20 protein-coding genes and 2 pseudogenes are annotated in these 22402 nt (G+C 62.7%); 13 read left to right on the top strand and 9 right to left on the bottom strand.

Annotated features, from left to right (window positions below; translation table 11 throughout):
* The coding region (locus BLS27_RS18600) for a methyl-accepting chemotaxis protein (protein ID WP_139205761.1) at positions 1–1224 on the bottom strand (1224 nt) is incomplete at its 3' end.
* Between the two features lie 328 nt (positions 1225–1552).
* Between BLS27_RS18600 and BLS27_RS18595 the strand changes: the two genes are divergently transcribed.
* The 6 genes from BLS27_RS18595 to BLS27_RS18570 all read left to right on the top strand — a co-directional run bounded on the left by BLS27_RS18595 (position 1553) and on the right by BLS27_RS18570 (position 6685).
* Positions 1553–2518: an amino acid ABC transporter permease gene (locus tag BLS27_RS18595; RefSeq protein WP_070574336.1), complete on the top strand. Its 966-nt coding sequence runs from the start codon at positions 1553–1555 to the stop codon at positions 2516–2518.
* Between the two features lie 15 nt (positions 2519–2533).
* Positions 2534–3298 (top strand): amino acid ABC transporter ATP-binding protein, encoded by a 765-nt coding sequence (locus BLS27_RS18590; RefSeq protein WP_043214733.1) that lies wholly within the window; start codon positions 2534–2536, stop codon positions 3296–3298.
* Between the two features lie 60 nt (positions 3299–3358).
* Positions 3359–4198, top strand: a complete 840-nt coding sequence (locus BLS27_RS18585; protein WP_090346151.1) for an ABC transporter substrate-binding protein — start codon at positions 3359–3361, stop codon at positions 4196–4198.
* Positions 4199–4278: 80 nt separating this feature from the next.
* Positions 4279–5583 (top strand): NAD(P)/FAD-dependent oxidoreductase, encoded by a 1305-nt coding sequence (locus tag BLS27_RS18580; RefSeq protein WP_043214730.1) that lies wholly within the window; start codon positions 4279–4281, stop codon positions 5581–5583.
* Between the two features lie 23 nt (positions 5584–5606).
* Positions 5607–6077 (top strand): Lrp/AsnC family transcriptional regulator, encoded by a 471-nt coding sequence (locus BLS27_RS18575; RefSeq protein ID WP_043214728.1) that lies wholly within the window; start codon positions 5607–5609, stop codon positions 6075–6077.
* A 116-nt stretch (positions 6078–6193) separates the two neighbouring features.
* Positions 6194–6685, top strand: coding sequence for a GNAT family N-acetyltransferase (locus BLS27_RS18570; RefSeq protein WP_043214726.1), 492 nt, complete (start codon positions 6194–6196; stop codon positions 6683–6685).
* A 152-nt stretch (positions 6686–6837) separates the two neighbouring features.
* Here BLS27_RS18570 and BLS27_RS18565 read toward each other — a convergent pair whose 3' ends face one another.
* The 3 genes from BLS27_RS18565 to BLS27_RS18555 all read right to left on the bottom strand — a co-directional run bounded on the left by BLS27_RS18565 (position 6838) and on the right by BLS27_RS18555 (position 10033).
* A complete protein-coding gene (locus BLS27_RS18565) occupies positions 6838–7029 on the bottom strand; it encodes a YhfL family protein (RefSeq protein WP_043214725.1) in 192 nt (63 codons plus the stop codon).
* Between the two features lie 276 nt (positions 7030–7305).
* Positions 7306–8316, bottom strand: coding sequence for an Ldh family oxidoreductase (locus BLS27_RS18560; protein ID WP_090346148.1), 1011 nt, complete (start codon positions 8314–8316; stop codon positions 7306–7308).
* A 91-nt stretch (positions 8317–8407) separates the two neighbouring features.
* On the bottom strand, positions 8408–10033 hold the full coding sequence (locus BLS27_RS18555) for an APC family permease (RefSeq protein WP_043214720.1): 1626 nt from the start codon (positions 10031–10033) through the stop codon (positions 8408–8410).
* 476 nt (positions 10034–10509) lie between these two features.
* Between BLS27_RS18555 and BLS27_RS18550 the strand changes: the two genes are divergently transcribed.
* The 6 genes from BLS27_RS18550 to BLS27_RS18525 all read left to right on the top strand — a co-directional run bounded on the left by BLS27_RS18550 (position 10510) and on the right by BLS27_RS18525 (position 17206).
* On the top strand, positions 10510–11223 hold the full coding sequence (locus tag BLS27_RS18550) for an AraC family transcriptional regulator (RefSeq protein ID WP_324834976.1): 714 nt from the start codon (positions 10510–10512) through the stop codon (positions 11221–11223).
* Between the two features lie 226 nt (positions 11224–11449).
* A complete protein-coding gene (locus tag BLS27_RS18545) occupies positions 11450–12382 on the top strand; it encodes a 4-hydroxyproline epimerase (protein ID WP_090346145.1) in 933 nt (310 codons plus the stop codon).
* A 72-nt stretch (positions 12383–12454) separates the two neighbouring features.
* Positions 12455–13402: a dihydrodipicolinate synthase family protein gene (locus tag BLS27_RS18540; RefSeq protein ID WP_043214714.1), complete on the top strand. Its 948-nt coding sequence runs from the start codon at positions 12455–12457 to the stop codon at positions 13400–13402.
* Positions 13403–13507: 105 nt separating this feature from the next.
* Positions 13508–15085: an aldehyde dehydrogenase (NADP(+)) gene (locus tag BLS27_RS18535; RefSeq protein ID WP_043214711.1), complete on the top strand. Its 1578-nt coding sequence runs from the start codon at positions 13508–13510 to the stop codon at positions 15083–15085.
* 95 nt (positions 15086–15180) lie between these two features.
* On the top strand, positions 15181–15840 hold the full coding sequence (locus BLS27_RS18530) for a GntR family transcriptional regulator (RefSeq protein ID WP_043214709.1): 660 nt from the start codon (positions 15181–15183) through the stop codon (positions 15838–15840).
* A gap of 82 nt (positions 15841–15922) precedes the next feature.
* Entirely contained in the window at positions 15923–17206 is a 1284-nt protein-coding gene (locus tag BLS27_RS18525) for an NAD(P)/FAD-dependent oxidoreductase (protein ID WP_090346142.1), read from the top strand.
* Positions 17207–17237: 31 nt separating this feature from the next.
* Here BLS27_RS18525 and abaF read toward each other — a convergent pair whose 3' ends face one another.
* The 4 genes and pseudogenes from abaF to BLS27_RS24385 form a co-directional block, all read right to left on the bottom strand.
* Positions 17238–18599 (bottom strand): fosfomycin efflux MFS transporter AbaF, encoded by a 1362-nt coding sequence (gene abaF / locus BLS27_RS18520; protein ID WP_043214705.1) that lies wholly within the window; start codon positions 18597–18599, stop codon positions 17238–17240.
* Between the two features lie 285 nt (positions 18600–18884).
* Entirely contained in the window at positions 18885–19544 is a 660-nt protein-coding gene (locus tag BLS27_RS18515) for a GntR family transcriptional regulator (protein WP_070094388.1), read from the bottom strand.
* 168 nt (positions 19545–19712) lie between these two features.
* Positions 19713–20786, bottom strand: a complete 1074-nt coding sequence (locus BLS27_RS18510; RefSeq protein WP_482211642.1) for a methyl-accepting chemotaxis protein — start codon at positions 20784–20786, stop codon at positions 19713–19715.
* Positions 20787–20828: 42 nt separating this feature from the next.
* Positions 20829–21296, bottom strand: a pseudogene (locus tag BLS27_RS24385) (methyl-accepting chemotaxis protein); the annotation flags it as partial.
* 449 nt (positions 21297–21745) lie between these two features.
* Between BLS27_RS24385 and BLS27_RS18505 the strand changes: the two are divergent.
* Positions 21746–22062, top strand: a pseudogene (locus BLS27_RS18505) (transposase); the annotation flags it as partial.
* Here BLS27_RS18505 and BLS27_RS18500 read toward each other — a convergent pair.
* Positions 22037–22369, bottom strand: a complete 333-nt coding sequence (locus tag BLS27_RS18500) for a hypothetical protein (RefSeq protein ID WP_244155255.1) — start codon at positions 22367–22369, stop codon at positions 22037–22039. The pseudogene BLS27_RS18505 and the gene BLS27_RS18500 overlap by 26 nt on opposite strands.
* Positions 22370–22402 lie beyond the last annotated feature (33 nt).

Raw genomic sequence — 22402 nt, 5'->3', positions numbered from 1 at the left:
ATCGGCGGCATTGCGGGCGATTTCCTGGGTGGCTGCGCCCAGCTGGTTGATCGCCGCGGCGACGCTGTTGGTGCGCATGCTCTGCTCCTCGGAGCCGATGATCGAAGCATTGGAGGCGTGAACCACCTTCTCCGACAGGTCATGCACCAGGCGGGTGGCCGAGGACACCTCGCTGATCGAGGCGTGGATGCGCTCGACGAAGCGGTTGAACGACGTGGCCAGCTCGCCGAACTCGTCCTTGTGCTGCACCGCCAGGCGGCGGGTCAGGTCGCCTTCGCCTTCGGCGATGTCCTGCATGGCGCGGCCCATGGTGGTCAGCGGACGCATCAGCACCGGAATGAGCAGGCCCAGCAGGCCGGCGATGGCAGCCACGGCGATGAGCATGGCGATGATCGCCGAAGTACGGAACTGGCTCAGTGCGGCGTAGGCTTTGTCTTTGTCGATGGACAGACCGATATACCACTGCGCCGAAGGCAGGCCTTCGACCGGAGCGAAGGAGATGATCCGATCCTGGCCGTTGAGGGTGACGTCCTGCATGCCTGGCTCGACCTTCAAGGCGGCATCGGGGTAGATGTCCTTGAGGTTCTTCATCAACTGGTCCTTGTCGGGGCTGACGATGACCTGGCCGTTGCGATCGGCGAGGAAGGCGTGGCCGATGCCGCCGAAGTCTACCGAGTTGATGATCTTCACCAAGGTATCCAGGGTCAGGTCGCCACCGACCACCCCAAGCAGGGCGCCGTCGGCGCGGCTTTTGACGGGCGAGGCAATGGTGACCATCAGGCCACCGACAGCGCCTTGGTAGGGAGCTGTGATCACCGTATGGCCGGCACTGGTTGCCGCGTTGTACCAAGGCCGTTGGCGCGGGTCGTAGCCATCGGGCATCTGCGTGTCGGGACGCTGGGTGAACACGCCAGTGGCATGGCCCAGGTAGGTGAAGAGGAAGTTACTGGTGTAGGACGGTTGCTCGATCAACCCGGCCAGGTTCTCGCCGGCGCCCTGCTGGGCGATGTCCTGGGCCAGGTTTTCCAGTACCAGGATGCGTCCGGACATCCAGTTCTGCACGCTGCTGGCGGTCAGGGCGCCCGCCTGTTGCACGGACGACTCGATGTTCTGGCGGATGATGTTGCGCTGCAGGTAGTCGTTGTAGAGGGTAAACAAGGCAAACGCCAATACCACGATGCCACAGGCACTGAGCAGAATCTTGTGGCGGAATTTCAGGTTCATGTTCAGAGACCTTGGTGATTTTTCTTTTTTTTGAAGGTTGCACGCTCACCCCGCCGTCGCGGGGTTCTACCCATTCGCTATCGGCTGCCCACGCTCGGTTCTTGAGTACCCCTTAGCGGTTTTCCGACCTGCGGCACGCAACGCCTTCGCGCGCCCTCATGCCTGGCAGATTTCAAAGGCTCACCTGCATCTGTAGGGGTACGCCTCCTACAAACGCCCCAAAAAACCCTTTGACCCATGCAGATCGCAAGGTGCCGCCCGACGTTTTGCCCACCGATAATGGACCCACAACAACAAAGGGGCTCACCCCCGCAGAGGCACGAAGACAATGTACAAAGACCACATAGTCAAAACGCGTGCGACCGATAACGTCGCGTTCATGGGAACGATCGCTGTCGTCATCTTCGTCGTCGCGCTCTTCTCTGGCGTAGGTGAAGGCAGCCTGGCCCGGCTCATGGGGCCGATCGTGCTCGACCTGCAAGCCCCCTTGCTGCGCAATATCGCCGTGGCGGCCACCCTCTCGACCACGCTGGTCCTGAACCTGTTCATCCTCGGACGCTTCCCGTTGCGGGCGCAGATCATCACGGTCTGGTGTGAACTGCTGGTGCTGTTCTTGCTGTTCTTCGACACCTTCAACCTGTCTTACAGCTTCATCGCCAGCAAGGTCGGCTACATGATCACCCAAGGGGTGTTCACCACCGTCTATGTTTCCACTCTGTCTATTGCCATCGCGTTCGTCCTGGCCCTGCTGGGCGCCACGGCGCGGTTGTCCACCAACGGCTTCGCCATCGCCATCGCCAGCTTCTACACGTCGTTCTTCCGCGGCGTGCCGCTGTTGATCCAGATCTACCTGATCTACCTGGGCATTCCACAGCTCGGCTACGTGGTCGGCGCAGTGCCTGCCGGGGTACTGGCGCTGTCGCTGTGCTACGGCGCCTACATGACTGAAATCTTCCGCGCCGGTATCAGCAGCATCCCGAGGGGCCAGTGGGAAGCTTCGCGGGCAATCGGTCTGACGCCCTGGCAGACCATGAGCCGGGTGATCCTGCCGCAGTCGATGCGCTTGATCATTCCGCCGACCGGCAACCAGTTCATCTCGATGCTCAAGGACAGCTCGCTGGTCTCGGTGATCGGCGTCTGGGAGCTGATGTTCCTGGCTCGCACCCAGGGACGCGCCGAGTTCCGCCACCTGGAAATGCTCATCACCGCCGCCGTGCTCTATTGGCTGCTGTCGATTGTCCTGGAGACCGTCCAGGCCCGCCTCGAAAAACGCTTCGACCGCGCCCACCGCTGAACAAGGAGCATCACGATGAATCAAGCCTTCGCCTGCGCGGCGCCACACGCTGCAGTCTCGATCCGTGACCTGCAAAAATGGTACGGCGACTTCCATGTGCTCAAGGGCATCGATCTGGAGATCGCCAGCGGAGAAATCGTGGTCGTCTGCGGCCCTTCAGGGTCAGGCAAATCCACATTGATCCGCTGCCTCAACCTGCTCGAGGACTTTCAGAAAGGCCAGGTGCTCATCGCCGGCGCCCCGTTGACCCGCAGCGCCGACAGCGTAGCCGGGATCCGCCGCCAGGTGGGCATGGTGTTCCAGCAGTTCAACCTGTTCCCGCACCTGACCGTGCTGGAAAACCTGATGCTCGGCCCACGGCTGGTGAGCAAGCTCAGCGAGGCCCAGGCACGCGCACTGGCCTACGAGTACCTCGATCGAGTACGTATCAAGAGCCAGGCCGACAAGTTCCCCGGCCAGTTGTCAGGTGGCCAACAGCAGCGTGTCGCCATCGCCCGCGCCCTGTGCATGCGCCCGCGCATCATGCTGTTCGACGAGCCCACTTCGGCGCTGGACCCGGAAATGGTCAAGGAAGTGCTCGACGTCATGGGCGAGCTGGCCCAGGACGGCATCACGATGCTGTGCGTGACCCATGAGATGGGGTTCGCCCGCAAGGTCGCCGACCGGATCATCTTCATGGACCAAGGCCGCATCATCGAGCAGGCCAAACCCAACGACTTCTTCGACAACCCCCAGCATGCGCGGGCCCGGGAGTTCCTCTCGCAAATCCTCAGCCACTGAAACCACACCTTGCTACCGCACGCATTCGACACCCACTACCGTGTAACCGGAGACGTACCGATGACCTCAGTTGCTCGTATCTTCGCTGCCGCCGCCGTCGCCAGCGCCTTGTCGATCACCACCTGCGCCGCCTGGGCAGGCGCGACCCTGGACCGAATCCAGCAAAGCAAGGTCCTGAAAGTGGCCACCGCCGCGAACTGGCCGCCCCAGTCATTCCTGGGCGAGGACAACACCTTGAAAGGTTTCGACATCGATGTGGCCAACGAGATCGGCCGCCGCATCGGCAGCAAGGTGACGTTCGTCACGCCGGAGTACGGCATCATCACCGCCGGGCACTGGTCCAGCCGCTGGGACCTGTCGGTCGGCTCCATGACGCCGACCACCGAACGTGGCCGGGTGCTCGACTTCCCTGCCATCTACTACTACACCCCATACGTCTTCGCCGTGCACAAAGACGCCGCCGGTACCCAAGTCGCCGACCTCAACGGCAAGACCATCGGTGTCGAAGCGGGCACCACCTCCGAGGATTACATCAATCGTCGGCTGAAGATCGACGCCGCAGACGTGCCGCCGTTCAGCTACAGCCTCGAGCCCGGCGACGTGCAGACCTATGGCGATAGCATGGGCCCGCTCGACGACCTACGCATGGGCAACGGCACGCGCCTGGATGCCACGCTGTCCGCCCTGCCCACGGTGATGGGGGCCATCAAGCACGGGTATCCGATCGTGCCGGTGGAGGGCAAGCCCGCCTACTACGAGCCCCTGGCCATCGCCGTGGACAAAGGTGACGAAGCCTTCAATGCCCAACTGGCCAAGATCATCGCCGACATGAAGTCGGACGGCACACTCAAGCAACTCTCCGAGAAGTGGTACGGCACCGACCTTACCCGCGTCCAGTAACCCCTGACTGCCCGGCCCACGCCCTTCATCACGAAGGGCGCACGGCCCGCCTGCGCCTCGAAAAAAGGATGACCGACTCGATGTCCAGCTACACCAACAACTATTACACCGCCACCATGCGCCCTGCCCCTTCGCGCCCGACACTGGCGGGCAAGGCGCAGGCAGATGTGTGCATCATCGGTGGCGGCCTGGCGGGCCTGAGCACGGCCTGGGAGCTGCTTGCCCGAGGGCGCTCGGTGGTGCTGCTGGAGGCAGCCCGCGTGGCCTGGGGCGCCTCCGGTCGCAACGGCGGCTTCGTACTGCAGGGCTGGTCCGAAGGCCTGTCGGCAATCGAACGACGCTGCGGTACCCATACGGCCGGGGCGTTGTTCCGCCTCTCGCTCGAAGGCGTCGACATCGTGCGAGCGATGATCGCTCAACATGGGCTACCCGGTTGCGCGCCCACCACGGGCAAGCTTAGCGTGGTGCGCTATGACGACGGCGACAACCTCCAACGCCAGCGCGATCGTCTGGCGCGCGAGTTCGGTTTTGAAATGGAGTACCTCGACACTCGGGCGATCCGCGACAAACTCAACACTGACCGGTACTTCCAGGGGCTGCGCGACAGCCACGGCTTTCATTTCCATCCCCTGAACTACTGCCTGGGCCTGGCCGAGCTGATCGAACTCAAAGGTGGCAGGATCCATGAGCAGTCGCCGATGGTTCGGGTCGAAAGCCGCGCCGGGCGCCATCAGGTGATCACCGCACAGGGCAGCGTCGAATGCGCTGAGGTGGTGTACTGCTGCGGCGGCTATGGCGGCCCAGAGTTCGGCCCGCTGCGTCGCGCCTTCCTGCCGATTGCCACCTACGTGGTGCTGACCGAACGCCTGGGCGAGCGCCTCGCGGACGTGGTTCGTACCACCGATGCAGTCGGCGACAACCGCCGCGCCTCGGACTACTACCGCATCGTCGATGGCGACCGCCTGCTCTGGGGCGGACACATCACCACGCGCAACTTGCAGGATGAAAAGCGTCTGGGGCAACTGCTGACCCAGGACATCCTCGCTGTCTACCCACAACTGCGCGGCCTGAAGATCGAAAAGGCCTGGTCGGGCCTGATGGGCTACGCCCGCCACAAGATGCCGCATATCGGCCCGTTGGGCGCGGGGCGGTGGTCTTGTGCATCGTTTGGGGGCCATGGTATGAACACCGCACCTGTCGGGGCGCGCGTGGTGGCCGAGGCCATCTGCGGCGAAACGGACCGCTACCGCCTGTTCGATGCCTATGGCCTGGAATGGAACGGCGGCCCCTTTGGCCCTGCGGCGGCACAGACGGTCTATGCCGGCCTCAAGCTGATGGACAAGTTCCAGGAGGCGCGGTCGCAACGGCGGGCCATCAAGTACTGACCACCTGATCAAGGCCCACGTCCATGGATGCGCAAACCCCCGGTTCACTGTTCAGCCTGACCGAAAAAGACCGGCAATTGCTCGCGCTGCTGCAAGCCAACGCGCGCGAGCCCACCGCCTCGCTGGCACGCAAGCTCGGCGTCTCGCGTTCGGCAGTGCAAGAGCGCATCGCTCGCCTGGAAAAAGCCGGTGTGATCACCGGCTACAGCGTGCGCATCGACCAGGACAAGCTGCAGCAAACCATCAACTGCTTCACCATGACCTCCTGCACCAACAAGAGCTACACCGATGTGATGACCTCCTTGCGCAAGATGGAGGCGGTCCAGGCGGTGTATGCCGTATCCGGCGAAACAGACTTCATCATCCACCTGGCCACCCACACTTTGGGCGAGCTCAACGCCGAGCTCACCCGCATCAACATGATCAAGGGCGTGGCGCACACCGCCTCGCATATCGTCATGGAAACCAAGTTCAGCCGGCGGTTGATGCTGTAGTCATCGGTTGCGCTCATCCATGTCCAGAGCACTGTATGGCCGGTTTCCTGCGGATCTGTCACTAACGCCCGGGATGGGCCTGCACTAGCATCGGTCACTCCGTCGGAGTGCAGCGCATGAATGAATTCCCCTGCGATATCGATTTCTCGGGCCTGACACCTCGCAGGCTGGAAGTGAACGACCACGCGATGATCTGTGACCACCGAGAACGGATGTTCCTGGAGGCCGGGGGCGATCCTTCGCAACTGCGTGTGATGACCGAACACTTTCGGCCCTGGCTGCTGCCGCGCCTGACCGATGGGCGCTACTACGGGTTCGCCTTGATGGACGGAGCAGTCAACGCGGCGGCGATCGGTCTGATGAGCATCGACTGGCCGCCCCACCCTTCCCATCCGAACCAGGATCAGCGCGGTTATGTGCTCAATGTGTTCGTCGAACCGGCCTACCGGCGGCGGGGGTTGGCGTCGGCCTTGATGCGACTGGCCGAGGCTGAGTTCCTCGCGCGTGGGGTTGGCTTTGGGGTACTGCACGCAACGGAAGTTGGCCGGCCGGTGTATGAGGCACAGGGATGGAAGGCCACTGCCGAGATGGCCAAGTCACTGTGTTAGTTAGTTGTGCTTTTGGTTTGGATGGTTGGACCTCAACAACTAATATCATAGCGCCACTACTTATTGGGCTCGGGCAATAAAAAACCCCCTACTCCATTAAGAGAGGGGGGTTCTGATTACACCCAATCGAGGTGTAATCCGTACATCCAAAATTACTGCTGTTGTGGCAGCTTGTCGATCGGGCCGCAACCACCGATAACTTTGGAAATGGAAACCGATGGGTGGAACAGGTAGTCGTACGAGCAGTTCTTTGGCTGGTTGTAGACTTGGCCGGTGCAGCCGGAGAGCAGGGCCACGCCCGAAATGACAGCAACAGCGGCAGTGGCTTTGATCAGCTTTTTCATTACTAAATCCTTTAATTTATAATTCACCATCGCACTGATGGCGGCGCGATATTAACCACTTTGTCAAAAAAAATAAACGCCGTTTTCATGGTGCCATAACAAGAGTCGGCAACTTCCTGAGCGCACATAACGCACCGTTATCCAATTGGATTGTTTTTAACTAGCGAGCCATGCAAATAGCAACGCAAGCAACATCCGATTAAAACAAATGTTCGAACGTTACTTGCACGTTGCAACCAACGCCTAGTTGTATTCAGGTAACGCTTGAAGTCCACTTCACAGCAGGCGTCGAATGTCCTCGACGACCTGACGATTCACCCAGACGCCTTGGGCCAACGAGCGCTTGCGAGCATTGAAGCGCCGCTGGGAAGGCAAGCGTGCCCCCTGGTCGGTGATGGCGGCGAACAGATGCTCTGCCCGCTGCAACCCGGCTTCGAGGTCGTCGCCGAGAAACGCCTTGGGGTCAAACGCCAGCAACAGTTCGCCATGGCAGGGCGTGGCACCGGCGCCGCCATCGAAGGCCATGGACTCAAGGCTGGTCATGTCGCCAATCAGTGCGCCTGCCAGCAGCTCGATCATGGCCGCCAGGGCCGATCCCTTGTGTCCACCGAAGGTCTGCATCGCGCCGGCCAGCGCAGCGCTGGCGTCGTTGGTCGGCTGGCCCTCGCTGTCCAGCGCCCAGCCATCGGGGATCGGCTTGCCCTCCCGCGCATGCAGCTCGATGTCCCCCCGGGCGATGGCACTGGTGGCGAAGTCGAAGACGAACGGCTCGCCAGCCGGGCGCGGCCAGGCGAACGCCAACGGGTTGGTGCCGAACACGCCCCGCTTGCCTCCTGCCGGCGCTACCCAGCTGTGGCTCGGGGTCATCGCCATGCCGACCAGGCCATGGGCGGCGATGGCCTCCACCTCCGGCCACAATGCAGAAAAGTGGAAGCAGTTGCGAATCACCAGGGCAGCAATGCCCTGCCGACGGGCCTTTTCCACCAGCACGGGAAGGCCGGTCTGGAAGGCCAGCAACGAGTAGCCCTGGTGGGCATCGACCTTGACGATCGAAGGCCCGACGTCATGCAGCGTCGGCAGCACCGCCGGATCGGCCTTGCCAGATCGCAGCGAACGCACGCACACCAGCACCCGGTACAGGCCATGGGAATGGCACTCGTCGCGTTGACCTTGGGTGATCACTTCGGCGATGGCCTGGGCATGGGCAGTAGACATGCCGTTGGCCAACAGCGCGCTGACGGCCAGTGCATGGACCTCTTCGAGCGTCATGTGGACCCTGTCATTCATTTGCGATTACTCCCTGAATGCGACCGCGGCAGCCCTAGGCTGCCGCGGTGCGTGCGTGAAAATGCCAGGCGTGGCGGAGTCGACCTGCGACTCAGCGTGCGTGGGCGGTGGTGAATCCTTTGGCGCTTGGCTGGACGTTCGGTTGTTCTTCCTCTTCATCGGCATCCAGACGCAACAGGTGTGCCGGCACGCCGGTGCGTGCGCCCCAGTAGTAGATGCCCAGGGAGCACAGGCCAACGACGACATTGTCCAGCGGATGGGCGAGCACGCCGATGCCACCGAAACTGCCGAGTTTGGAGAACACGATGATCATCGCGTAGAAGCCCACCAGCCACAGCGACGAATGCACTTGCTGCTTGAGCGACAGGTGTTCGGTGGGCACGAAACGGCCGGCCAACAGATAGACGACGAACATCAGGATCTGCAGGCTCAGCAGCCAGGACACCGTGCTCCAGCCCGACCAGTAGACGATCAACGAAGCGATGATGAACGACACCGGCCCCAGCACGCTCATGGCCTTGACGCGGAATGGGCGCTCCAGGTCGGGTGCGCTGCGGCGCAAGGCGGCGACCGAGACCGGAGCGACCGCGTAGCTCAGCACCAGGGCTGCCGATACCACGTTGATCAGCGCCTCCCAGGAAGGGAACGGCAGGGTCCAGAAGATCGACAGGCCGAAGGTAAGCCACAACGCCGGGCGCGGGATGCCGGATTTCTCGTCGATGCGGGTGAACACCTTGAAGAAGGTGCCGGTCCGCGCCCAGCCGTAGATGACCCGTGGCGTGGCGTTCATGTAGATGTTGCCGCAGCCGCTCGGCGAGATCACCGCGTCGGCGACCACCAGGTAAGCCAGCCAACCCACGCCCAAGGCGACGGCGATGTCGCGGTAAGGCAGCGAGAACTCCTTGTTGATCAGGCCCCAGCCATTAGCCAGCATCTCGGTCGGCACACTGCCCAGGAACGCCACTTGCAGCAGCACATAGATGGCGGTGGACAACAGCACCGAGAGGATCAGCGCGATAGGAATGGTTCGTTGCGGATTACGCACTTCGCTGGCCACCGAGATGATTGGCGTCAGCCCCAGGTACGCGAAGATGATGCCACCGCCGGAGACCGCCATTTCGATGCCGGACATGCCGAACGGCGCGAAGCCCTGAACCTCGAGGTTTTCCGGGCGGAAGAAGCTGTAGAGCACGACGATGACCAGCAGCGGCACGATGAACTTGAACGTGCTGATCAGGTTGTTGGCCTTGGCGAAGGTCTTGACGCTGCGGTAGTTGACCACGAAGAACAGGCACAAAAGGGCGAATTGCACCAGCCAGCCGGCCAGGGTCGCGTCATTGGTACCCGGATGGGTCAGTTGTGGAAACCAGGCCGCGGCGTACTGACGCGAGGCGACGACTTCGATCGCCACCAGGCTCGAGAACGCGATGATGGTGATGAAACCCATCAGATAGCCCAGCAAGGGCCCGTGGGAAAAGACCGGGTAGCGCACCACGCCACCGGCGCGCGGCAAGGCGGCGCCCAGTTCGCAGTAGACGATGCCCAGCAGCAGCACGGCGAAGCCGCCGATCAACCAGGAGATGATGCCTGCCGGGCCTGCGATGGCCGACACATGGCTGGCGGCGAACAGCCAACCGGAGCCGAAAATGGCCCCCAGACCGATGAACGTCAAGTCCATCAGCGACAGTTGTTTCTTGAATTTACCTTGGCCTGACATAGCTAAGCCCTTTTTTGTGGATTATTGAAATAGGCAGAAACTGTGTTGCAGATCAGTGTGCTTGGGCGGTGAAGTTGCAGCCTCTCGATTCGAGAATGCGCGCTCACCGGGTGTCCGGTGCGTGGCGCTCTGTTTTTAAGCGATGGGTGAACAAACCCCGTCCCAGAGAGGCGGGTGGTCTATGGCCGCCTGTGGATCGAAGGGTCCGACGAGGTGCCTGGCACGCTCTGTCTTTTTTAGGTTGAACTGATCGCGGCCACGATTGCTTGATGGTTTTCATCAGCCCTGATGACGAATTCAGCACAATTTGCAGCCGCGACTTGACGCGAGGGCCAGCCGCCGAGGCATCCTGAACGGCAAACACAGCCCCTGTCGAAAGCACCCCAGGCTGCCTTCGCTCTCTCAGGACACGCACCATGCCCGAGCAGCATTTCTCCACCTTCAGCGAAGGCCTCACCGCCCACCGGCCGAAAGACATGAAGGAGCTGATGGCCTGCATCTCGCTGATGCAGCCCATGCTCGACGCCATTCCCAATGCGGTGATCTTCGTCAAGGACGCCCAGGCCCGTTACCTGATGGCAAACCGCACGCTGGTCGAGCGTTGTGGCCTCAAGTCCCTCGCCCCCCTGCTCGGACGCACCAGCGCGCAAGTCTTTCCCGCACAGCTCGGGCCGGGCTATACCGAGCAGGACCGTCGCGTCCTGGAAGGCGGCCTGGTACTGCAGGATCAACTGGAGGTGCACCTGTACGGCAGCCAGGAGCCGGGCTGGTGCCTGACCCACAAGCGCCCGATTCTCAATCGCCGCGGCGAGGTGATGGGGCTGATCGGCATTTCCGTCGACCTGCAGTCAGCCGCCCAGGCTCACCCGGCGTACCAGCGGCTGTCGGCGGTGGACACGTACATCCGCGAGCACTACCACCGCCCGATCACGCTGGACGACCTGACCGAAGTCGCCGGCCTCTCGGTGGCGCAACTGGAGCGGTACTGCAAACGCATCTTCCACCTCACGCCCCGGCAGATGATCCACAAGGCACGCCTCGAGCAGGCGCACCTGCTGCTGCGCACCGACCTGCCGATCACCGAGATCGCCCTGCGCTGCGGCTACACCGACCACAGCGCGTTCTCGCGCCAGTTCAAGACCATGACGGGCTTCACCCCGCGCCAGTACCGACAGGCAACCCGCAGCTGACCATCGGACAAAACACCTGACCGCACGTCACTGTGGGCGCGGGTTCCCTCCGCAAATACGGGGCTGAACTCACCACCGCACTCTCGGCTGAACACGCTTGCACAGGTATCGATATCCGCCGAGGGAACGCATGAGGGGTTGATTGTATAAAATCTACATTGTATAAAATCTGCAATCCGCCCATCCCAGCCCCCCGGCGAATGCGTTCAGAGGATTTACAATTTCAATGAAAAGCATCCATGTCATCGACTCCCACACCGGCGGCGAACCTACCCGCCTGGTCATGAGCGGCTTCCCTGCCGTCGCCGGCCAGACCATGAGCCAGAAGCGCGACGCATTGCGTAACGACCATGACCAATGGCGCCGCGCGACCCTGCTCGAGCCACGCGGCAATGATGTGCTGGTCGGCGCCCTTTACTGCGAGCCCGTCTCGCCGGACGCCACCTGCGGAGTCATCTTCTTCAACAATACCGGCTATCTGGGCATGTGCGGCCACGGCACCATCGGCCTGGTCGCCTCGCTGCATCACCTGGGGATGATCGAACCAGGCGAGCACAAGATCGACACCCCCGTCGGCCCGGTCAACGCCACTCTGCACGCCGATGGCGCCGTCACCGTGCGCAACGTGCCGGCCTACCGCTACCGCCATGATGTGCCGGTCCAGGTGCCTGGCTATGGCGAAGTGCGTGGCGACATCGCCTGGGGCGGCAACTGGTTCTTCCTGGTGTCCGACCACGGCCAGGTGCTGGAACTGGCCAACGTCGAAGCGCTGACCGCCTACACCTGGGCGATCCTCCAGGCTCTGGAGGCCAGCGGCATCTTCGGCGAGGACGGCGGCGTGATCGACCACGTCGAACTGTTTGCCGCCGACCCGCAGGCCGACAGCCGCAACTTCGTGATGTGTCCGGGCAAGGCCTATGACCGTTCCCCGTGCGGCACCGGCACCAGCGCCAAGCTCGCGTGCCTGGCCGCCGACGGCAAGCTCGCCCCAGGCCAGACCTGGGTCCAGGCCAGCATTACCGGCAGCCGATTCGAAGGCCGTTATGAACAGGAAGGCGAGCGCATCCGCCCTTCGATCACCGGCCGCGCCCATGTCACCGCCGACAGCCAGCTGCTGATCGACGAGCAGGACCCCTTCGCCTGGGGCATCTGCCAATAACCCCCACGCGCGTCGCGTGCGATGCGCGCCTCCTTCACGACCGACCTGAATGAATGCTTCAAGGAGCCCACAATGACTGACAACATCTTCACTGGCTGCATTCCTGCCCTGATGACCCCCTGCACCCCGGACCGCAAGCCAGACTTCGACGCGCTGGTGAAAAAGGGCCGCGAGCTGATCGATATCGGCATGAGCGCCGTGGTGTACTGCGGCTCGATGGGTGACTGGCCGCTGCTGACCGAAGCCGAGCGCCAGGAAGGCGTGGCCCGCCTGGTCGCCGCTGGCATCCCGACTATCGTCGGCACTGGCGCGGTCAACTCCCGTGAAGCCGTCTCCCATGCCGCTCACGCCGCCAAGGTCGGCGCCCACGGCCTGATGGTCATCCCACGCGTACTGTCCCGTGGCTCGTCCATCCCGGCCCAGAAGGAACACTTCAAGGCCATCCTGAACGCGGCGCCGAACCTGCCGGCGGTGATCTACAACAGCCCCCACTACGGCTTCGCCACCCGCGCCGACCTGTTCTTCGAACTGCGCCGCGAACACCCGAACCTGATCGGCTTCAAAGAGTTCGGTGGCGCGGCCGCCATGAGCTACGCCGCCGAATTCATCACTTCCAAGGATGAAGAAGTCACGCTGATGGCAGGCGTCGACACCCAGGTCTTCCACGGTTTCGTCAAGTGCAACGCCACCGGCGCAATCACCGGCATCGGCAACGCACTGCCACGTGAAGTGCTGCTCTTGATCAAGCTGTGCAAGGAAGCGGCCGTGGGTGATGCCAGGGCACGTCGCCTGGCCCTGGAGCTCGAAGGCGCGCTGGCGATTCTGTCGTCCTTCGACGAAGGCGTGGACCTGGTGCTGTATTACAAGCACCTGATGGTCCTGAACGGCGACAAGGAATACACCCTGCACTTCAATGCCACCGATGTGCTGAGCGACAGCCAGCGCCGCTACGCGGAGAACCAGTACGCCCAGTTCCGCCGCTGGTACGCCAGCTGGTCGGTTGAAAACAACCTGGTCTGATCCCGCCCCGCGTCACCTCCCTGAGGCGGCGCGCCCCCTTTGGCGCGCCGTCCTCACCGTCCCGCCCGACGGGGAATCCGTCTTTCCCGACCTCAGGAGAGCCCCATGAGTCTTTCAGGTAACCTGCTGATCGGCCAACGCGCCATCGCCGGTACACAAGCCCCGGTCTTCGCCATCAACCCCGCCACCAACGCGCAGCTCGAACCGGCCTATCCAGGCGGCAGCCGTGAGCATGTCGAGCTCGCCTGCAGCCTGGCCTGGGAAGCCTTCGACCGTTATCGCGATACCTCGCTTGAAGCACGTGCCGCCTTCCTCGAACGCATCGCCCAGAACATCGAAGCCCTCGGCGACACGCTGGTCCAGCGCGCCGTGGCTGAAAGCGGGCTGCCGCAAGCACGCATCCAGGGCGAAATCGGTCGCACCTGCTTCCAACTGCGCACCTTCGCCCGCACCGTCCGTGCCGGCGAATGGCTCGACGTGCGTGTGGACGAAGCGCTGCCTGAGCGCCAGCCACTGCCGCGTCCGGACTTGCGCCAGCGTCATGTCGCCCTAGGCCCTGTGGCGGTGTTCGGCGCCAGCAACTTCCCCCTGGCCTTCTCGGTGGCCGGTGGTGATACCGCCTCGGCCTTCGCCGCCGGCTGCCCGGTGATCGTCAAGGCCCACAGCGCCCACCCGGGCACCAGCGAACTGGTTGGCCGCGCCATCCAGCAGGCCGTTCAGGATTGCGAACTGCCCGAAGGGGTGTTCTCGCTGCTGTATGGCTCCGGTACCGAAATCGGCATTGGCCTGGTCAATGATCCACGCATCAAGGCCGTCGGCTTCACCGGCTCGCGCAGCGGTGGCGTAGCCCTGACCCAGGCCGCCCAGGCACGCCGCGAGCCCATTCCGGTGTATGCCGAAATGAGCTCGATCAACCCGGTATTCCTGTTCGAGTCGGCACTGGCCAACCGCGGCGCCGCGCTCGCCGAAGGCTTCGTCGCCTCCCTCAACCAGGGCGCCGGCCAGTTCTGCACCAATCCGGGTCTGGTGATCGCAGTGAAGAGCCCTGCCCTGGACGACTTCATCGCCACCGCCAGCACTGCCATCGCCAAGAGCCCAACCCAGACCATGCTCACGCCCGGCATCTACAAGGCCTACAGCACAGGCGTCCAAGCCCTGGCAGCCAATGCCAATGCACGCCTGCAAGCCAAAGGTGCCGAGAGCGAAGGCCACAATCAGTGCCAATCGCACCTGTTCGTGACCACTGCCCACGACTTCATGCGTGACCACACCCTGCAGGCCGAGGTGTTCGGCTCCTCTTCGCTGATCGTCGAGTGCGACGACCTGGCCCAGGCCAGGCAAGTGGCTGAGCAACTCGAAGGCCAGCTCACGGCCACCGTGCACATGGACGATGCCGATACCGACGCGGTTGCCAAACTACTGCCAACCCTGGAACGCAAGGCCGGACGCATCCTGATCAATGGCTGGCCGACGGGTGTTGAAGTGTGCGATGCGATGGTCCACGGAGGCCCGTTCCCGGCCACCTCCGATGCCCGCAGCACCTCGGTGGGCACCGCAGCGATCCTGCGTTTCCTGCGTCCGGTGTGCTACCAGAACTTCCCCGACAGCCTTCTGCCAACGGCGATCAAGCAGGGCAACCCGCTGAACCTCAGCCGCTTGGTCAACGGCCAGCGGGTTAGCTGACCGGCAATGGCGCATCCACCTACAGGACGTCGGTGGATGCGGTTTTGCCCTTTGCATACAATATGCAAATTCCAATCGGGTTCTCGAACAGTACTATGGCTAGCTTCAAGACACGTGCCCAGCACGTTGCGGACGATCTTCGCAAACGCATCCTCAGCGGTGAGTTCAAAGGCGCCACCCAATTGCGCCAGGACGCGCTCGCGCGGGACTACGACGTCAGCCGGATCCCCGTGCGCGAGGCGCTGCTGACCCTCGAGGCCGAAGGGCTGGTGCAGTTCCATCCGCATCGGGGCGCATTCACCACCGAACTCTCCACCGCCACCATCCGCGAACTCTTCGACCTGCGCGTATTGCTCGAATGCCGGGCCCTGGCGCAGGCCATCCCGAAACTGACCCCAAGCGAACTCGACCGGGCCGAGCGCCTGCTGGACCAATACGACGCCGCACTGGATTCAGGCAGCGACATCGACAACTGGAGCGAGCTGAACTTCGCCTTCCACACTGCCTTGTACTCGCCGGCCCAGTTGCCGGAAACCCTGGCGATGATCACGCACCTCAATACCAAGTGCGATCGCTACATCCGCATGCAGCTGCTCTACACGCGGGAAATCCAGAAAGCCGAAAAAGAACACCGAGAACTGCTGGAACATGCCCGCAACAAAGACATCGAGGCGGCCTGCCGCCTATTGGACCGCCACATCCGCGAAGCCTGCGAGGGCATCGTCGCGGTCCTGGAAAACAGCCTGAACCACTGACCCCCTGCCCTGAGCTTCGTCGCCAGGGCGCGGTTTGAACACGACAATTGTATAAAATCTACGATCACCGAGGTGTGAGCAGATGCTTTCAGACGAACTTCACCGCAACGGTCACGAGGTCTATGACATCGCCGTGGTCGGCGCCGGCATCGTAGGCGTGGCCTGCGCCCTGGCCTTGTCGCGCCAGGGCCATCGGGTGCTGGTGCTCGACCGGGATGAGCCGGGCCAGGGGGCATCCTTTGGCAATGCCGGTCATCTGGCCACCGAACAGGTCTTCCCCATCGCTGACGTGTCCATCCTCAAGCGCTTGCCGGCCATGCTGCTGGACCCGATGGGCCCACTGCGCCTGGACTGGCGTTACCTGCCCAAAGCCCTGCCCTGGTTCACACGTTTGCTGCTGAACCTGCGTCAACGCCCCTACCGCAACAGCGTCGCCGCCCTGCGCGCCCTCAACGAGGCGAGCCTGGATGCCTGGCGCCGCCTGCTGGCCTCCACCGGCAACACGCAGTTGCTCAAGGAAGACGGCTCCCTGCTGGTCTTCGAACGCCCTGAATCGCGCACCGCGATCGACGCGCTCAAGCAGAAGATGCAGGCTCAGGGCGTGCCCGTCGATTTCTGGGACGCCAACGCCGTGCGAAATGTGGCGCCGCAGTTGTCCGAATCGATCCAGGGCGCACTGTTTTTCCCCGCGACCGGTCATTTCATCGACCCTCACCAGGTGGTGAGGGCGCTGGTGCAAGCGGCCCAGGACAAGGGTGTTCGCTTCGCCCGCCAGCGCGTCGAAGGTGGCCGGGTGCATGCCGATGGCGTTGTGCTGCGCACCGACAAGGGCGAGGTCAATGCCCGAAAAGCACTGATCGCCTGCGGTGCCCACTCCGCCAAACTTACCCAGCAACTGACCGGCAAGAGCGTGCCGCTGGACACCGAACGCGGCTATCACCTGATGCTGCCCAACGAGCACGGCCGCCTGCCCATGGCTGTCACTTCCCTGGAGCGCCGCTTCATCATGACGCCCATGCAAGGCGGCCTGCGCCTGGCCGGCACCGTGGAGTTCGCAGGGCTGGAGCGAGCGCCGAACATGCGGCGGGCATGGCAACTGCATCGGCTGACCGAGGGGCTGTTCAAGAACGCGCTGAATGTAGAAGCGGCGAGCACCTGGATGGGCTTTCGTCCGTCCCTGCCGGACTCGCTGCCGGTGATCGACCAGGCCTGCGACGGCAAGGTTTTGCTCGCCTTCGGTCACCAGCACCTGGGGCTTACCCAGGCGGCGACCACTGCCGAACTGGTCGCCTCCATGACCGGATCGGTGCCCGCTGGAGCTGGGCAATTGCCTGCGCTTGCACCTTACCGTTTGGATCGGTTCTGAAGTCGGGGGCTGCTTTTCAGCCCCCAGCGTCTCAGCGCTTGGCCAACTCCTCGTCCACCGCCCGCAATGACTTGCCCCGGGTCTCGCGGGTCGCGGCCACCGCGACGATCGAGATCAGCGCAGCCCCCACCAAGTACCAGGCAATCGGCGTCGAGCTGTTGTACTCCTTGAGCAAGGTCACCGCGATCAGCGGCGCCAGCGAACCCGCCAGGATCGGTGCGACCTGGTAGCACAGCGACAGCGCCGTGTAGCGGACGTGGGTCGGGAACAACTCCGCCATCAGCGCTGAGTAAGGCGCGTAGGTCATGGACTCGATGGCCAGGCCCAAGGTGATCGCGGCCATGATCAGCCACTCATTGCCGGTGTCCATCATCGGAAAGCCAACGAAGCCCCAGAACCCGGTCAGCACCGCCCCGACCAGGTACACCGGCTTGCGCCCGATGATGTCCGACAGGTACCCCATGGCCGGAATCATGAAGAAGTGCAGTAGGTGCGCGCCGAACATCAGCAGCAAAATCTGCGAGGTGTCCTTGTGCACCACGAGCTTGAGGTAGGTAATGGAGAAGGTCACCACGGTGTAATAAAGAATGTTCTCGGCAAACCGCGCGCCGATGCCGATCAGCACCGCACGCCAGTGCTTGGTCAACACCTCCACCACGCCCAGTTGCGTCTGCGCCACTTTCTGTTGGCGCGCCTGCGCCTCCTTGAAGATCGGCGCATCATCCACCCGCTTGCGGATCCAATAGCCGATCAGAACCACGACCGCGGAGAACCAGAACGCCACTCGCCAGCCCCAATCGAGGAATTGCGCCTCCGAGAGGCTCGAAGACAGGATCAGCAGGATGACCGTGGCAATCAGGTTACCGGCCGGAACACCCGCCTGGGGCCAACTGGCCCAATACCCCCGACGGTTGTCCGGGCTGTGCTCGGACACCAACAGCACCGCGCCTCCCCACTCGCCCCCGAAGGCAAAGCCCTGGATCAGTCGCAGCAACACCAACAGCACCGGGGCGGCATAGCCGATCTTTTCGAAGGTGGGCAGGCAGCCCATCAGGAAGGTCGTGATGCCCACCACCACCAAGCTGATCTGCAGCAGGTGCTTGCGCCCCAGCTTGTCGCCATAGTGGCCGAACACCAATCCCCCCAAAGGCCGCGCCAGAAAGCCCACGGCATACAGTGCGAAGGCCGCGATGATGCCATCCATCGCGCTGCCGGTCTGACGGAAGAACAACTGGCCAAAGACTAGGGCCGAGGCCGTGCCATAAAGGAAGAATTCGTACCACTCCGCCACAGCGCCGGCCATGGCGGCAGCCACCACGCGTTTGATACCGGCGGGCGCATGGTCCGCCTTACGGTCAAGCGTTTTAGATGCCACAGAGGTCGTAGAGGTCATCGATGCTCCGCTCCGTTGATCGTTCGTCCTCGGCGTCCGGCCCCAATGTCCGGGGATGGATCGCCCACTTTTGTTATATCGTATTTCGTATACGATTTTATCCGAGCAAGAATGGGGCCAGCACTTCGCCCGGCTTCGGGCAAAGCGGCGCAGGGCGCGCTGCTACAGGGCTATCGGGTAAAACGGGACATGCCGCACAGGGCCGGGCGGCCCCGAGGGACTGTTACGGGAGGAAGCAATATGGCAGGCGATGCCACAGAAGGGATCAGCCTCAGCGCCGGTCGCTCAGCGATGGGGCAAGTGCTCGTAAAGGCTCTGGCAGACGCCGTTGATGTGCGCTTCGATCAGCTGTGCGGCCAGGTCGGCATCGCGGTTTCGGCACGCGGCGACGATGTCCCGGTGTTCGTGATCGGCGCGCTCCTTGCCGGCTGACAGGCTCATCTGCATGCGCAGGTAGCGCTCGACCTTGTCGTGAATCGAGCGGATCAAGCCCACCAAAAATGGCCTTTGCGCGGGCTCATAAAGACATGCATGCAGCGCCCAGTTCAGTTCGGCCCAGCGGCCAATGTCATCCTCGCCAATGAACTCGGCGCAAATCCCTTCCGCTTTTTGGAACGTCTCTTCGGTCATGTTCGGCACCGCCAGGCGGATGGCCTTGACCTCCAGCAGCACACGCACCTCGAACATCTGCGCCAGCTCAGGCTCGGAAATCTTGGTCACCAAGGCGCCACGGTTGCGGTGAAAATCCACCAGCCCTTCCGCCTCCAGGCGCTTGAGCGCTTCGCGCACCGGGATCTTGCTCACGTTGAACGCCTGGGCGATGTCGTCCTGACGCACCGGCTCGCCTTCGGCCAGATGCCCGGAAATGATCGCTTCACGCAGGTGCTCGGCGATGATTTCAGAGGTCGAGGGTGTGACACCCAGATTGGGGGCTTTGCGGGGCAGGATCGGCACGGCGGCATCCAGAGGCAATACAGTGTGGATATCTTATACGATACGCGGCACGACCGGCGCCAACCCAGTGCCGCCGCCACCTCCATTTGATGCAAAGCCCCTGAGGCACGCGCTTCAGGGGCTTGATCCAACGACGGCGAACGCCGATTCACCCACAGGTCAAAGCTTGAATTTGCCCACCAGCAGCTGCAGTTCACCGCCCAACTGCGCCAGCTTGACGCTGGAAGCGGCGGTTTCCTCGCTGGCCGCGGCGGTCTGCTCGGACACTTCCCGCACATTGAGCACGCTGCGGTTGATTTCCTCGGCCACAGCGCTCTGCTGCTCCGAAGCCGTCGCGATCTGCAGGTTCATCGATTCGATGGTCGCCACCGAACGGCTGATGTTCAGCAGCGAAGTGCCGGCACGGCGGGTCAGTTCGACACTGTTGCTGGTCAGTGCGCGGCTGCGCTCGAGGATATCGCTGACCTGCTGCGTACCACGGTGCAGACCACTGATCAACTCTTCGATCTCTTCGGTGGAGCTCTGGGTCCGCTGTGCCAGGCTGCGCACCTCATCGGCCACCACCGCGAAGCCGCGACCGGCCTCCCCCGCCCGCGCCGCCTCGATGGCAGCGTTCAACGCCAGCAGGTTGGTCTGCTGGGCGACCGACTTGATCACATCCAGCACCGTGCCGATCTTGTCGCTTTCTCGCTTGAGCCCGGCCATCGCCTCTGTCGAATGCCCCACCTCGACGTCCAGATGGGTGATCTGCTCGATGGCCTGATTCACCACCGTGTCGCTTTCCCGCGCTTCATGGCCTGCGTTGACCGCCGCATTGGAAGCCTCCTCGGCACTGCGCGCAACATCCTGCACGGTCGAGGCCATCTGGTTCATGGCGGTGGCGACCTGGTCCGTCTCGACCTTCTGGCTGCTCACCCCCGCGCTGGTCTGCTCAGTGACCGCCGACAGCTCTTCGGCGGCGCTGGCGATCTGCACCACGCCGTCGCGCAGCCCGCCGATCAGATCGCGCAGGTTCACTGTCATGCGCTGCATGCTGGCCTGCAGTTCGCCCAGCTCATCACGCCTGGACACCGGAACGTCCTGGCTCAAATCACCATTGGCCACCCGCTCGGCGCTTTGCAGCGCTTCTTTCAACGGCAGCACGATCAAACGCGTGATCAGCCACGCCGCCAGCACCCCGAACACCAGCGCCAGCAACGCGGCGAAGATCAACCGCTGCTTGAACGACTGCACTTCATGGTCACGCTTTTGCGACTGGCTGTCCGACAACTGCCCGGCCGCTTCGAGCAGGTTCTTCAGATCCGACTCCAGCACCGCCAGGGTCTGTACGGCCTGCGCATCGCTGCGCGCCTCCACGGCGCGGACGTAATCCTGGAAGTGTGAACGGTAGGCTTCGATAGCCTGTTCAGCCTGCCCGATCCAGCGCAGATCGTTCGGATCGGTGAACTGCTTGGCGAGCGCTTCGATGCGAAGGTTGAGCTCATCCATCGCCTTGACCATTTGCGCAGCCTGCTCAGCGCCCGGGGAGACGGTGTAGTTCAGCCGCGCGATGCGCACGTCGCGCGTCTCTTCGTTGATGTGGGCGATGCTGCTGAGCTTGGCACTGCGCTCACCCAGGCTGCTCAGTGCGCCCAAACCGATTCCGGCGATCACCAGGGTCAGCAGCAACACCAGGGCAAAGCCCAGGGTCAGTTTCGACCGCACACTTATATCAGCCAACACCTTCACGATTGGGTCGATCATCCGCAGAGCCCTTCTATTGATCGTTCTTGAAATTGCCATTGCCGGGCGATCCCCTCAGGGGCCCGGTTGCACGAGGCGGGAAATGCCGTCGACGACGGCGAAAGAGGTGAGAGAGGGATCAATGCGAGATGAACGCCCGCAGTGTGTGCAGCCCTTTTCCAAGGCTGACACTGCGCAACACGCAGCATGGCATTGAGCCATCAGACGCGCGGAAATATACCTTTGGGGGAAAGGATCGACAACAGACTGAACCTCAATCTGTGAACATTTTCATCGCATTTATGTGGACAGTTTTTCGAGGAGAGGGATACAGCCGCATAAGCCTGGCAGGGTGGGTTTCGCGAGGTTGGTTGGACGCACGTGTGGGGTAATGGCTCAGGCCGCATTGAATCGCCGCTGGTTTCGTAGACACCTCCAAGCCTCATAATGAGGCCCAAATAGGAGGTGCCATGAGTCGTCAGCGTTACCCCGAAGAATTCAAGATCGAAGCGGTCAAGCAAGTGACCGAGAAAGGCAGGCCTGTCGCTGATGTTGCCCAGCGTCTGGGGGTGTCCGTTCACAGCCTTTACGCCTGGATCAAGCTCTACAGCAAGCCCCAAGAACAGCGTCAGCAAGACGAAGATCAGCAGGCCGAGCTGCGTAAGCTACGCGCTGAACTCAAGCGCGTGACGGAAGAGCGAGACATCTTAAAGAAGGCCGCCGCGTACTTTGCCAAGGAGTGTGGCTGAAGTACGCCTTCATCAAGAAGCACTCGACGGATTATCCCGGCGATCCAACTCAGCGACAGATGCATCGACTTCAGCGGCGGCGTGATCCAGGCCTGCGCCCGACACCAAGATTCGAGCACCAGAAGAACCGGTGCGGGGCGCCGCCCCCTTCCATTCCATGATCGTACCCATCTGGCTGCCGAGGCTGGCCTCCAATCCCAGCTGCCGCCGCTGTTCGCCCCAGTGCTGCATCAATTCGCCCACCAGGCGTAAGCGCTCACCTTGGTCTATCAACTCCGCCATCTCGGACTTGTGGGCCGCCTCGCGCCACAGGAGCAGATTGTGCAATCCCCGGTCTGCTGTCATCGCGATCCCTCCAAAAAGTGCACCCAACACAAA

The sequence above is a fragment of the Pseudomonas guariconensis genome (assembly GCF_900102675.1).
Classification (GTDB): domain Bacteria; phylum Pseudomonadota; class Gammaproteobacteria; order Pseudomonadales; family Pseudomonadaceae; genus Aquipseudomonas; species Aquipseudomonas guariconensis.
The sequence above is the reverse complement of the archived record's forward strand: the minus strand, read 5'-3'. Positions and strand labels throughout refer to the sequence as shown.

What these genes read in the sequence shown, in the direction of transcription:
- BLS27_RS18575 (WP_043214728.1), top strand. Translation starts at nt 5,607, where the DNA reads ATGGATGCGCAAACCCCCGGTTCACTGTTCAGCCTGACCGAAAAAGAC.
- BLS27_RS18570 (WP_043214726.1), top strand. Translation starts at nt 6,194, where the DNA reads ATGAATGAATTCCCCTGCGATATCGATTTCTCGGGCCTGACACCTCGC.
- BLS27_RS18500 (WP_244155255.1), bottom strand. Translation starts at nt 22,369, where the DNA reads ATGACAGCAGACCGGGGATTGCACAATCTGCTCCTGTGGCGCGAGGCG.
- BLS27_RS18525 (WP_090346142.1), top strand. Translation starts at nt 15,923, where the DNA reads ATGCTTTCAGACGAACTTCACCGCAACGGTCACGAGGTCTATGACATC.
- abaF (WP_043214705.1), bottom strand. Translation starts at nt 18,599, where the DNA reads ATGACCTCTACGACCTCTGTGGCATCTAAAACGCTTGACCGTAAGGCG.
- BLS27_RS18550 (WP_324834976.1), top strand. Translation starts at nt 10,510, where the DNA reads ATGAAGGAGCTGATGGCCTGCATCTCGCTGATGCAGCCCATGCTCGAC.
- BLS27_RS18585 (WP_090346151.1), top strand. Translation starts at nt 3,359, where the DNA reads ATGACCTCAGTTGCTCGTATCTTCGCTGCCGCCGCCGTCGCCAGCGCC.
- BLS27_RS18580 (WP_043214730.1), top strand. Translation starts at nt 4,279, where the DNA reads ATGTCCAGCTACACCAACAACTATTACACCGCCACCATGCGCCCTGCC.
- BLS27_RS18540 (WP_043214714.1), top strand. Translation starts at nt 12,455, where the DNA reads ATGACTGACAACATCTTCACTGGCTGCATTCCTGCCCTGATGACCCCC.
- BLS27_RS18545 (WP_090346145.1), top strand. Translation starts at nt 11,450, where the DNA reads ATGAAAAGCATCCATGTCATCGACTCCCACACCGGCGGCGAACCTACC.
- BLS27_RS18590 (WP_043214733.1), top strand. Translation starts at nt 2,534, where the DNA reads ATGAATCAAGCCTTCGCCTGCGCGGCGCCACACGCTGCAGTCTCGATC.
- BLS27_RS18595 (WP_070574336.1), top strand. Translation starts at nt 1,553, where the DNA reads ATGTACAAAGACCACATAGTCAAAACGCGTGCGACCGATAACGTCGCG.
- BLS27_RS18565 (WP_043214725.1), bottom strand. Translation starts at nt 7,029, where the DNA reads ATGAAAAAGCTGATCAAAGCCACTGCCGCTGTTGCTGTCATTTCGGGC.
- BLS27_RS18560 (WP_090346148.1), bottom strand. Translation starts at nt 8,316, where the DNA reads ATGAATGACAGGGTCCACATGACGCTCGAAGAGGTCCATGCACTGGCC.
- BLS27_RS18530 (WP_043214709.1), top strand. Translation starts at nt 15,181, where the DNA reads ATGGCTAGCTTCAAGACACGTGCCCAGCACGTTGCGGACGATCTTCGC.
- BLS27_RS18535 (WP_043214711.1), top strand. Translation starts at nt 13,508, where the DNA reads ATGAGTCTTTCAGGTAACCTGCTGATCGGCCAACGCGCCATCGCCGGT.
- BLS27_RS18555 (WP_043214720.1), bottom strand. Translation starts at nt 10,033, where the DNA reads ATGTCAGGCCAAGGTAAATTCAAGAAACAACTGTCGCTGATGGACTTG.